11 protein-coding genes are annotated in these 12,173 nt (G+C 54.0%); 4 read left to right on the top strand and 7 right to left on the bottom strand.

The annotated features are described in order from the left end of the window. From KHQ09_RS04340 to KHQ09_RS04325, 4 genes are read left to right on the top strand one after another with little or no spacing between them, the layout of a single operon-like run. On the top strand, positions 1 to 927 hold the full coding sequence (locus tag KHQ09_RS04340; protein WP_213596548.1) for a nucleoside hydrolase: 927 nt from the start codon (positions 1 to 3) through the stop codon (positions 925 to 927). Continuing rightward, positions 924 to 2,705, top strand: coding sequence for an adenine deaminase (locus tag KHQ09_RS04335; RefSeq protein ID WP_213596546.1), 1,782 nt, complete (start codon positions 924 to 926; stop codon positions 2,703 to 2,705). The genes KHQ09_RS04340 and KHQ09_RS04335 overlap by 4 nt, the downstream gene beginning before the upstream one ends. A gap of 5 nt (positions 2,706 to 2,710) precedes the next feature. Beyond that, positions 2,711 to 3,892, top strand: a complete 1,182-nt coding sequence (locus tag KHQ09_RS04330; protein WP_213596544.1) for an amidohydrolase — start codon at positions 2,711 to 2,713, stop codon at positions 3,890 to 3,892. Next, positions 3,879 to 4,562, top strand: a complete 684-nt coding sequence (locus KHQ09_RS04325) for a phosphoribosyltransferase (protein WP_213599797.1) — start codon at positions 3,879 to 3,881, stop codon at positions 4,560 to 4,562. The genes KHQ09_RS04330 and KHQ09_RS04325 overlap by 14 nt, the downstream gene beginning before the upstream one ends. Before the next feature lie 9 nt (positions 4,563 to 4,571). Here KHQ09_RS04325 and KHQ09_RS04320 read toward each other — a convergent pair whose 3' ends face one another. From KHQ09_RS04320 to KHQ09_RS04290, 7 genes are all read right to left on the bottom strand, one after another. Continuing rightward, the gene (locus KHQ09_RS04320; protein ID WP_213596542.1) at positions 4,572 to 5,774 is read right to left on the bottom strand and encodes a cyanate transporter; all 1,203 of its coding nucleotides are present in this window, start codon (positions 5,772 to 5,774) and stop codon (positions 4,572 to 4,574) included. Positions 5,775 to 5,886: 112 nt separating this feature from the next. Next, complete coding sequence (locus tag KHQ09_RS04315; protein WP_238481561.1) at positions 5,887 to 7,650, bottom strand: ABC transporter ATP-binding protein; 1,764 nt, start codon at positions 7,648 to 7,650, stop codon at positions 5,887 to 5,889. A 28-nt stretch (positions 7,651 to 7,678) separates the two neighbouring features. Further along, complete coding sequence (locus tag KHQ09_RS04310) at positions 7,679 to 8,041, bottom strand: Rid family hydrolase (RefSeq protein WP_022709500.1); 363 nt, start codon at positions 8,039 to 8,041, stop codon at positions 7,679 to 7,681. Positions 8,042 to 8,081: 40 nt separating this feature from the next. Then, complete coding sequence (locus tag KHQ09_RS04305; RefSeq protein ID WP_022709499.1) at positions 8,082 to 8,441, bottom strand: RidA family protein; 360 nt, start codon at positions 8,439 to 8,441, stop codon at positions 8,082 to 8,084. Positions 8,442 to 8,494: 53 nt separating this feature from the next. Next, positions 8,495 to 9,349, bottom strand: a complete 855-nt coding sequence (locus KHQ09_RS04300) for an ABC transporter permease (RefSeq protein WP_213596538.1) — start codon at positions 9,347 to 9,349, stop codon at positions 8,495 to 8,497. A 5-nt stretch (positions 9,350 to 9,354) separates the two neighbouring features. Further along, positions 9,355 to 10,359: an ABC transporter permease gene (locus tag KHQ09_RS04295; RefSeq protein WP_022709497.1), complete on the bottom strand. Its 1,005-nt coding sequence runs from the start codon at positions 10,357 to 10,359 to the stop codon at positions 9,355 to 9,357. 179 nt (positions 10,360 to 10,538) lie between these two features. Further along, a complete protein-coding gene (locus KHQ09_RS04290; protein WP_121993940.1) occupies positions 10,539 to 12,050 on the bottom strand; it encodes an ABC transporter substrate-binding protein in 1,512 nt (503 codons plus the stop codon). Between the last annotated feature and the right edge of the window lie 123 nt (positions 12,051 to 12,173).

Here is a 12,173-nt window from a genome sequence, read left to right as displayed (position 1 = left end):
ATGGGTGTCTGGATTGATACGGATATGGGCTTTGATGATATCGCCGCCATACTGGTGGTGAAACATCTGGGTCTAGAAATCGACGGCGTGTCTCTCGTTTTCGGAAATACGGAACTTGGTCAGGTCTGCCGCAATGCGGCGGGTGCGACACAGGTTTTCGGCTGGGATTTTCCGATCTATCGCGGGCGGCACAAACCGGTTCTGGCGGAGATTGAAACTGCCGCCGGAATTCTCGGTGAAACCGGCATTCCGACACTCGGCCTGAACCTTCCTGTCTGTGAAGATAATACACAGGGTTGTGCCTTCACCGCCCTGTGCAACTGGCTTGAAAATACCTGCGGCACCAAGCGCGTTCTTGCACTTGGCCCCCTCACCAATATTGCCGCACTGGCACTGGCACGCCCCGATCTGGCAGCACGGATTGACGAGCTGGTCTGGATGGGCGGCGGCGTTGGCAAAGGCAATCACACGGCCTCGGCCGAGTTTAACGCTCTGGCCGATCCGGAAGCGCTGGCAATTGTGCTTGCCCATGAGCTGTCACTGAAAATGGTGGAGCTTGATTTCTGCCGTAAAATTCTGGCCACGCCGGATGATGTGCATCCGATCCGCGCAGCCGGTGGTGCCAATGCCGCTTTGATTGCCGATATGACCGGCGGCTTTATCAATATTGCGATCTCGCGTGGCCGCACAGCCATGGCGCTCTATGATCCGGCGGCAGCTGTGGCTTTTGCCCGTCCTGATCTGGTGCGTTTTGACAGGGCATTCATTGGTGCGGAACTTTGCGGCTCGCTGACACGCGGCCGCACCGTGGTGGAAACACGCTCCAGCCATGCCACATTCAACGCCGCCTATGCAGCTGACGGCGATGCGGAAGCCATTCTCGGCATTATTTTCGATGCCCTCAGAACAGAGGCAGCCAAATCATGACACATGCAGAACCCTTTGATCTGAGTTCTCCTGAACTGCGCCTTAGAGCAGCAGCCGCAGCACGCGGCGCAGAAGCTTTTGACTGCCTGATTATCAACGGCACCGTCATTGATATGGTGACCGGCGAACATCGCCGTGCTGATATCGGCATCACCGGCGCTCTGATTGCCTCTGTTCATGCACCGGACAGCCGTAAAGATGCAGCCAAAATCATTGATGCCAAAGGCGGTTATATCACACCGGGTCTAATCGATACGCATATGCATATTGAAAGCTCGATGATCACCCCTGCCACCTATGCGAATGCCGTGGTGCCGCGTGGTGTGACAACCATTGTCTGGGACCCGCATGAATTCGGCAATGTGCATGGCGTAGCCGGTGTTGACTGGGCAATTGCGGCAACCCGTGATCTGCCGCTGCGTACCATTATGCTGGCACCTTCCTGTGTGCCGTCCGCACCGGGATTGGAACTGGCCGGAGCGGACTTTGACGCTGATGTGCTGAATAACCTGCTGGCGCGGCCTGAAATCGGCGGTATTGCCGAAGTCATGACCATGCGCAATGTCATTGACGGCGAACCGCGGATGAGTGCCATTGTCCATGCGGGACTTGCAGCGGGCAAGCCGGTTTGCGGCCATGCACGCAGCCTCACCGGCTCTGATCTCGCGGCCTTTATGACTGCGGGTGTAACCTCCGATCATGAGCTGGTTTCCGGCAGCGACCTGATGGAAAAACTGCGCGCCGGTCTCACTATTGAGATGCGCGGCTCCCACGACCATCTGCTGCCGGAATTTGTGCAGGAACTGAACCGCCTCGGCCATCTGCCGCAGACTGTTACCCTCTGTACGGATGATGTGTTCCCTGATGATCTGCTCAATGCCGGTGGTCTTGATGATGTGGTGCGCCGCCTCGTGCGCTATGGCATGAAATCGGAATGGGCTTTGCAGGCGGCAACACTCAATGCAGCGCGCCGCTTTGGCCGCGATGATCTGGGGCTGATTGCAGCAGGTCGCCGTGCGGATATTGTGATCTTCGACAACCTGTCCGATTTCACTGCACAGACCGTGCTGACCAATGGTGCAGTTGCTGCTTCAAGCGGTGTTCTCGCACATTCCCTCACCAACACCAGCGCCGGTGATTTCCTGCAATCCATGAAGATTGATGCGCTAGAGCCGAATGATTTCCGCATTCGCAGCGATGCCAAGAGCGTTGTGGTGGCAACCATTGACCGCCCGCGCTTTACTCAATGGGGTCAAGCGGAAACGGACGTCGTCAATGGTTTTGTAGTACCGCCGCAAGGTGCAACCATGATTGCCGTTGCCCATCGCCATGGCCGTGCAGAAGCGAAACCGCGCGTTGGCTTCCTGCGTGAATGGGGCAGCTGGCGTGGTGCTTTCGCCACCACAGTTTCCCATGACAGCCATAATCTCACAGTCTTCGGCGGCAATGAAGAAGATATGGCACTCGCAGCCAATACCGTGGTCGCTGCCGGTGGCGGCATGGCAGTTGCGCATAGCGGCAAAGTCACCGCCCTGCTTCCGCTGCCGGTCTCCGGTCTGGTGTCTGAGGCATCGCTGGCCGGTGTTGCCGCACAGTTTGCAGCTTTGCGCACAGCTATGGATGATGTGGTGGACTGGCAGCCGCCTTATCTCATTTTCAAAGCCTGTTTTGGTGCAACACTGGCCTGCAATGCCGGCCCGCACCAGACTGATCAGGGCATTGCCGATGTTAAAACCGGACAAGTGCTGGCCTCCCCTATTTTGCAAGTGACAGAGTAATACCTATGACTGATCCTATCCTCGACGATATTGCTTTTCTGACCGAGCTGCGCCGCGATCTGCATGCGCATCCTGAACTCGGTTTTGAAGAAGAGCGCACATCGGATATTGTTGCCAAACTTCTGGAAGAGGCAGGTATCACCATTCATCGCGGTCTTGGCGGTACAGGTGTGGTCGGCACTTTACAGATCGGTAACGGCACCCGCACCATTGGCCTGCGCGCAGATATAGATGCGCTGGCAATGCCGGAAATGGCGGATCGTCCTTATAAATCAAAATTCGCCGGTAAAATGCATGCCTGCGGCCATGACGGCCACACCACGCTTCTGCTGGGTGCAGCCCGTGCGCTGGCAAAAAGCCGTAATTTCTCAGGCACTGTGCATTTCATCTTCCAGCCTGCAGAAGAAGGTCGCGGTGGCGCCAAGCGCATGGTTGAAGAAGGACTGTTCAACCTGTTTCCATGCGATGCGGTTTATGGCCTGCATAACATGCCGGGTCTTGATCCTGATGAAATCGCTGTGGTTGAAGGCCCCCAGCTCGCCTCTTCCGACAGCTGGCGTGTGACTTTCTGCGGTACTGGCACCCATGGTGCCAAGCCACATCTCGGCAAAGATCCGGTCACAGCAGCGGCTACTTTCATCGCCTCATTGCAAACAATTATCGGTCGCGTGGTCGATCCGTTGCAACCGGCTGTCGTCAGCGCCTGCTCATTGCAGGCGGGTGATCCGAAGGCTCTTAATGTTATTCCGGATATTGTGGAAATCGGCGGCACGGCCCGTGCTTATACCCCGCATGTCCGTGACCAGCTTGAGACGGAAATCGGCCGCCTCGCGCAGGGTACTGCGATGATGTATGGCATTGTTGCCGAATATGATTTTATCCGCCGTATCCCGCCGGTCGTCAACAATGCCGACGCCACAGCGCGTGCACTGCGTGCAGCACAGGATGTGTTTGGCAGCAAAGTGCGCACCAGCTTCCCGCCTTCCACTGCGGGCGATGATTTCGCCTTCTTCGCCGGTGAGGCACCGGGTTGCTATGTCTGGCTCGGCAATGGTCCTGCTGTAGACGGTGCCCTGCACCACAATACTGCCTATGACTTCAATGACGACGCCATTGAACACGGCGTGCGCTTCTGGACACGCCTTGTGGAGCAGGAACTGTCGGGAGACCATGATGCAACCGCATGAATTTTGGCAAAAACTCTATGCGCCTGAAACTTTCAATGTACAGGGTGTGCATGAAACTTTCTTTCCGGCCACGCTGGATGACGGCCGTCAGCTGCAACTGCCGATCCGCCCCCTCTCGGATAAACAACATGCACTGGCATCGCTGATCGTCAATCAGGCGGCCTTTGATGTGGTCGACGCTTTATCTGATGATCTGGCCGCTAAACTCAATGCCTTTGAGCCGGATGTGATTGTCGGCCTGCCGACACTGGGTCTGACCCTTGCCAGTGAAGTGGCGCGCAAACTCGGTCACAGCCGCTATGTGCCTTTGGGTACTTCGCGCAAATTCTGGTATGAGGAAGAACTATCGGTACCACTGTCTTCCATCACCACACCGGATCAGATCAAACGTCTCTATATCGACCCGCGTATGCTGCCGCTGCTCGACGGTCGCCGCATTGCTCTGGTGGATGATGTGATTTCCAGCGGCTCGTCGATTGTGGCTGCGCTCAATCTGCTGAATTCCCGTGCACTCAAGCCGGTCGTTATCGGTGCGGCAATGCTGCAAACCCAGCGCTGGCGTGCCCCGCTTGAGCAACTCGGCACTGAATTTGCCGAGATGACACGCGGCTGCTTCACCACACCGATGCTGAAGCACGGTGAAAACGGCGGCTGGACGATCGCCGCCTGACAAGACCATTTACAGGTCAGATGCATTCACAGGCTCAGTCAGCAACAACATAGCCGGACTGTAAGTTTCAGGATCAAGACGTCTGGTCAGGATTGCCGCAATAGCAATGCTGACCATGTGCCATTTCCAGCCCGCAGCAAAACTTCCGGTCTGCTCATGAAGCACGGAAACAATCAAAGGCGGCAGGGCTGCCAGCAAAAATCCTCCGCCCTGCATGACTGCGGAGAGCGCTCCGGCCTGTAACGGGTCAGGAATATGCTCCAGAGCCACCACCAGCAGCAGTGAAAAACAGCCACCCAATCCGGCACCGACAAGCGCAACATAAAGAAACGGAGCGCTTGCTGGGGCAAAAGCAAAACCGGCAAATCCTGTAAACTGCATCGCAAGCGCCAGCCACAGCCATGGTCTGCGATCCCTGCTGTTGCCCTGCGCCAAAGCAGGCATAATCAGAGCGGAAACAGCCTGACACAGCGCCATAACGGCAAGCAGACTACCGCTTGCCGTAACACTCCACCCCGCTTCCTGATAATAAGGCGCAAGCCAGGCTATGACGGATGAATAGCCGCCATTCACCAGCCCGAATGCAATCATCAGCAACCATGCCCGCGGACGGGAGAATAATTTTGTCAGGCTTTTACCGGTCTGAACTGAGGAAGAAGCAGGAAGTACCGCCCAGACCAGAACAGTTGCAAGCAGCCCCATAATTGCAAAATAACCAAAGCCTGCCTGCCATGTTCCGGTCAGTTGCACAATGACAGGTGACAATTGCGCGCCAAGCGCGCCGCCTGCCAGTAGCATAGCGGAATAAAGCCCCATAATATTGGCAAAACGGTCAGGAAAACGCTGCTTGATAATTGCAGGAAAAAGCGCCTGCACCGCCGCAACGCCAAGGCCGATAATAGCTGCTGTCATCAGCAATGCAGGCCCCGTGGTTACAGCCAGCCGCAACAAAGTGCCGACAGTGATACAAGTCAGTGCCGCAAGAAGAATGCCGCGCATCTCACCCGTGCGTAACAATGCGGGACCGGCAAATGCCACACACCCCATCAGCGCCATAGGTATCAGTGTCAGCAGCGCCATACCGTGATGGCTCAATCCGGTTGCGTGACTGATATCTTCTGCGAGAGGGCCGATAGCCGCAATAAAGGGCCGGAGATTGAGTCCTACAACGACAACAGCCATCAGGAAAATATAATTTCTGTCTCCCTTCATATTCGTCTTTCTCCTGATCGTTTTGCCTGCGGGCATAGTGAAACAGGCAGCCGCGCACCATGCTCATAGCGCCCTGAAAACTGCCTGCTTTACCGGAATCTTGTCTTATATGTCAGCTGATACGTGCGTAATGTTCAAAGCCGACGCTCTTCAGCGGAATTGCCTCATGCTGATAGCCGACCGGACGGATCGGGCTTTTGAGTTCACGGGACAAGAGCTTGCGCTCACGACGTTTCTCCGGATGCACAATCGGCACTGCATCCAGCAAACGCCGCGTATAAGGATGTGCAGGTGAACTCAAGACAGCATCACGCGGGCCGATCTCGATAATCTCACCCAGATACATAACCGCGATGCGGTCACTCACTTTTTCAACAACAGCCATATCATGGGAAATGAAGAGGATGGAAATGGCATATTCCTCCTGAATTTCCTCCAGCAAGTCCAGAATTTGCGCCTGAATGGACACATCCAGAGCGGAAACCGGCTCATCGGCAATAATGACTTTCGGGTTCAGAGCGAGTGCGCGTGCAATGCAGATACGCTGCCGCTGACCACCGGAAAACTGATGCGGATAGCGATCTGCCTGTGCTTTTGTCAGGCCGACCCTGTCCAGCAATTGCAAAACCCGTGCCTGTATTTCAGCGGCAGTTCCCATACCATGAATATGCAGCGGTTCCGCAACAATCTGCGCGACTGTCATACGCGGGTTCAAAGACGCATAAGGATCCTGAAAAACCATCTGGATACGTTTGCGAGTTTCACGCATATCCGAGGCATTCATGTCTCCCAGTTTACGCCCCTGCAGCCAGATTTCACCGCTATTGGTCTGTATCAGTTGCATGATCGCTTTGCCAGTCGTGGATTTACCGCAACCGCTTTCGCCAACCAGTGACAAGGTTTCTTTTTCCCGCAATTCAAAGGAGACATTCTCCACTGCGTGAACATTGGCAACAACGCGCTGAAACATGCCCTGACGCACAGAAAACCGTGTCACGAGGTTGCGCACACTTAGTACAGCCTCCGATGTATTCTCAACGGCAATTGCATCATTACCGCGCATCTCACCAAGCTTGGGCGCGGCATCCAGCAAACGGCGGGTATATTCATGCTGCGGATTGTTGAAAACAGCGTGAACCTCCCCCCTTTCAACAATTGCTCCGTTCAGCATCACCACCACCTTGTCGGCGATCTCAGCCACGATTCCCATATCATGGGTAATCAGCAGAATGGCCATGCCGGTTTCCTGCTGAATAGTTTTCAGCAGAGCCAGAATTTCCGCCTGCACAGTCACATCCAGTGCTGTCGTCGGTTCATCAGCAATCAGCAAATCCGGCTTGCACAAAATGGCCATGGCGATCATCACACGCTGGCGCATACCGCCTGACAGCTCATGGGGATATTGTTTCAACCGTCGCTCAGCTTCCGGAATGCGCACCTGATTAAGCGCCTCCAATGCGAGGCGCCCTGCCTCAGCCTTGCTCACCTGCCGGTGCCGGATAACAACTTCAGCCAGTTGTGCCTCAATTGTCAGAACCGGATTGAGCGATGTCATCGGCTCCTGAAAGATCATGGCAATCCGATCACCACGCAGCGCTTGCACCTGCTTTTCATCCATCGCGTAGAGATCAACAGCCTGCCCCGCTTTGTCATAAAGCAGTGCCTGTCCGCCCGTGATTGTACCGCCCATAAATCCGACCAGCCGCATCACCGACTTGGCCGTTACCGATTTGCCGGAGCCGGACTCACCGACCAGCGCCACGATCTCCCCGCGCCCGATGGCAAGGTCTATGCCTTTCACAGCAAAAGTTGTGGCATCCATGCCCTTAAACTTTACAGCGAGGTCAGAAATTTCGAGCAATTTTTCGGTCATCATAATCTCCGGCAAACAGGCTTTTATGGTCTCAGCAAGCGGCGTAAGCGCGAATTTCGACGGCGCAGTCACGCCGTGCCGCATGTCCCGTTACGACCGACAATGCCGGAACACCTTCAGGATCAATCCAGTCATTCCACACTTCGCAAAAAGCGTCATATTCGCTGATATCGAACAGCCAGACCTGTACCATCAGAATGTCTTTGCGCGATGATCCGACACTCTGAAAATAGTCATCAATGATATTCAGGATTTGCAAAGACTGGTCTTTGACATCTCCCCCTTTATCCGGTGCTGTCAGACAGACCGAAGCCAGTTTGTCGGATGCTTTTCCGAGACATATTCTCGGCTGATGCCCTGCTCCGTCGATCCGGCCAAGCTCTCTCAGTTCCATAGGGTTCTCCAGTTCTTAAGGCTTGAGTTCGGTCTGCGTTTCAGCTGCGATAAGCAATCACAACAGCTTCCACGAGCACATCGGAACGGTAGAGTTCACCGCTGACGCAGGTACGTGCAGGCGGGTTGGCAGGGTCAGCCCATTCATTCCACACAGAATTCATGGCACCGAAATAGCGCATGTCTTTCAGCCAGATATGAACAACGAAAATGGATTTGTGATCGGAGCCTGCGGTTTCCAGAAGCCGGTCAATTTTCTGCAGCACTTCTCTTGTCTGCTCTTTAATATCACCGCTTGTGTCGGTTGCATGCACACCGGACAAAAACACCATATCATTATGAACAACGGCCATGCTTTTCAGAGCGCCATCAGTCTTTGAAATTTCAATACGTTCGACCAAAGTAGTTGTTCCTTCTTTTTAAGTTGCAGAATTTTTGGATAACAAAGTTCAGATCATCTCGTGCTCAGACGAGGATCAAAATGCGTTCTGAGAACATCACCAAGCAGATTGATGGCCAGCACCGTGGTGAAGATGCAAAGGCCGGGGAAGAATGCCATCCACCACGATGTGCTGATATAAGAGCGTGCATCTGCCAGCATTCCGCCCCATGTCGGCGTTGATGCAGGCACACCCAGCCCCAGAAAACTGAGACTTGATTCAGCAATAATCGCTGTCGCCATCGCGAAAGTACCAACAATCAGGGATGACTGGATGAGATTAGGCAGAATATGTTTCCACAAGATGTGACCGTCCCGCGCACCGAGCGACCGAGCGGCCACAACAAAATCCCGTTCACGCAAGCTCAGCGCCTCGGCGCGTGCCAGACGGCAATAAGGAATCCAGCGTTGTGAGGCGAGCGCGATAATCAGAATGCCGAGGCTCTGGCCAAGAAACGCGACAATGGAAATCGCCAGCAGCAAGGGCGGGAAAGCCCAGACCACTTCAAGAAATTTCTGAATGACAGAGTCAACACGACCGCCGTAATAGCCGGAAACCACACCGAGTGTGACACCAACCAGACCGGAGAAAATAACCACGGCAACAGCAATAATCAGCGATACGCGTGAGCCGTAAATGATGCGGCTCAACAAATCCCGACCGACATGATCCGTGCCGAGAAAATGCGGGCCGGTCGGCTGCGGCGGCATCAAAGCCAGCATCAGATCCTGCTTGTTCGGATCAAACGGTGCCAAGAATGGTGCAAAGAGGCTGGCGATCAACAACAGGCTGACAACACCCAGTCCGAAAACAGCTTTCGGCGTTTTGACAATCTCTGTGAGTTTTTCTGTACTGAAACGGAAAGTCATCGGCGTTACCTCAGACGGATACGCGGATCGACAATCGTGTAAATCATGTCAATCACGAGATTAATAAAAACAAAAAGCGAGGTGTAGACGAGGACAAGGCCGGTAATCAGCGGAAAATCGCGGAAGGTTATGCCCTGCAGCAGCAGATAGCCGATGCCCGGCCAGGAGAAGACCGTCTCGACAATGATCGCACCGCTGATGAGTGTACCGAATTCAAGTCCGATAATGGTGACAACGGAAATCAGGGCATTGCGGAAAGCATGGCGCCACAGCACAACACGTGCTGACATACCCTTGGCGCGGGCGGTCATGACGTAATCTTCCTGCAAATTTTCCAGCACGGATGCACGGGTAATCTGCATTATGATGCCCGCCATATTGGTGCCCAATACAATAACCGGCAATGTCAGATGCCGCACTGCATCCCACAGCGCATCCCAGCGCCCTGCAAGCAGCGCATCAATAGTCAGGAAGCCTGTAATAGCCGGAACATCCATGCCCCATGTTGCACGCCCGCCCGATGGCAGGAGGTTAAACATGCCTGCGAAGAGCAGGATCAGGAGAATCCCCAGCCAGAAATTTGGCAGGCTGATGCCGAAAAACCCGCCGATTGAGCCGATCGTATCAACAAAGGAGTTCGGCTTGCTGGCAGCCCAGACACCAAGCGGTAGCCCCAGAATGACGGCAAGCAGTGTGGAATAAATGGCAAGCTCAATACTGGCCGGCAAACGCTGTAAAATGAGATCCATGACAGGTTCGCGATAGCGGAAGGATTCTCCCAGATCACCCATCAGTGCATTCTTGATAAAGGTCAGATACTGAATATAGACAGGCTGATCGAGCCCCCAGGCAATACGGATATTCTGCCGGATCTCTTCAGTTACCTCATCGCTGACCAACATATCCACAGGATCGCCGGGGGCGAGTTTTATCAGTACAAAAATCAAAAGTGTCACCATGAAGAGCACAGGAATTGTGCCCAACACGCGCTTCAGCGTATAGCCCAACATGGAAAATCCTCGGGAATTGACCGGAGCATGCCACGGCAAAGCGGAAGCAAACTTCCGGCTGCGGCATACGCAATATTAAAAAGACGGGTACATAGTCTGATCAGCACAACCGGATCGGCAGGCTCCCGAAACCGGACAGGAATATCCCTTATCCGGCTTCAGAAAATCCGCATGGGAAATCAGCGCAGGTGGATTTCCCAGCCGTTCACGCGGTCGGCTTTGCTCGGTTTGAAATCGATGCTTTTGGAAACACCCCATGCCAGTCGGTGCAGCCAGAGGAAACAAGCCGGAGCGTCTTCCGTGATCGTCACCATGGCTTTATTCAGCATGGAGACCCGTTTGGTGAAGTCAAATTCTTCACGCTCGGCCTGCAGCAATTTATCGACTTCCGCATTGGAATATTTCAGACGCGGTGATGCACCGGTTTCAAAATATTGCGCCAGCGCAGGGGACGGATCCAGCATATTGCCGCGCCCCATATAATAGAATGGTGTGTCGCCACGCTGTACATTCGTCCACAGAGTTGCCCATTCCGGTGTCTTCAGCGTTGCTTTAAAGCCCGCCTCTTCCAGCATCGGAATAATCGCTTCTGTGATCTGGCGGTCTGCAATATAGCGCCCTACCGGCGTGTAAAGATCAACCGCAACACCGGTTGCACCGGCCTCTGCCAGCAAGCTCTTTGCTTTTTCCGGATTATAATCAAACGGCGTTTTGTAATCCGCGTCATAGCCAAGCTGGCCTGCACCGACCGGTCCGTTCAGTAAGGTTGCCTGATTACCGAGAATAGCGCGGGCAATACCCTCACGATTGATTGCATGGCATACCGCTTTACGTACCCGTGCATCATCCCATGGCTTGGTCTCAGGGCTCATGGCAATGAACATAGCTTCTGCGGAATCGACCATTTCAACTGTCGCGTTCGACATCTGCTGCACGCGGTTAATCAGCTGCGGCGGAATTCCCTGTGCGATCTGCACCTCGCCATTGGCCAGCGCGGTCACACGCTGTTCCGGCTCGGTCATCATCCGGTAGAGAATGCGCTTCGGATTTGTCTCACTGACCATCGGATGGCCATCCACGCGCTCAATCACAATATGGCTGCCGATACCGACTTCCACCAATTTATACGGGCCTGCACCAATCGGATGCTGACGATCAGCTTCCTGTGCACCGTATTTGTCATAGATGGATTTGGATGTGATCTGCATGAATGCCAGATAATTCGGCAGCGTGGAGATTTTTTGCGTTGTTGTAATCCGCATACGCAGATCATCAAGCGCTTCAACATTTTTAATATACTGGACAGAGGCCTGCGACATGCTCTGCGGGTCGTTACGCGCGCGCTCCATCGAATGGATCACATCTGCAATGACAACCGGCTCTCCGTTATGACGCTTCTGATCCGGACGCAATGTCAGGATCCAGTTCAGGTCATCTTCAGGCTCAAGGCTTTCGGCCAGAAACGGAACGAATTTTGCCTGTTCAAAATCCCAGCGCGTCAGACAACCATAAATCTGACACCAGATCGACCCGATCAGCACAACGGAATCCGCATAAGGATTATAACCCGTCACACCTTCGGTAATCGCAACAGTAATCTGATCAGACTTCTGAGCCTGTGCCGGTGATCCCGCGACACTGACAGCCAGTGCAGCCCCCAGCAGCAGGGCCTTTTTAATTCCCTTAATCATCTTTCCCCTCCTCTTTTTATGTCATGCGTGACAAGAAGTAGTTTTTTTTAAATAAGTAAGCTATTACTTACTTTCTTGTCAATTGCCCTCATTGCAAAATGCGTAAATATACGGTCTGAAATG

The sequence above is a fragment of the Pseudochrobactrum algeriensis genome (assembly GCF_018436245.1).
GTDB lineage: Bacteria > Pseudomonadota > Alphaproteobacteria > Rhizobiales > Rhizobiaceae > Pseudochrobactrum > Pseudochrobactrum saccharolyticum.
Note: the sequence above shows the minus strand (reverse complement) of the source record. Positions and strands in the feature narration are given on the sequence as shown.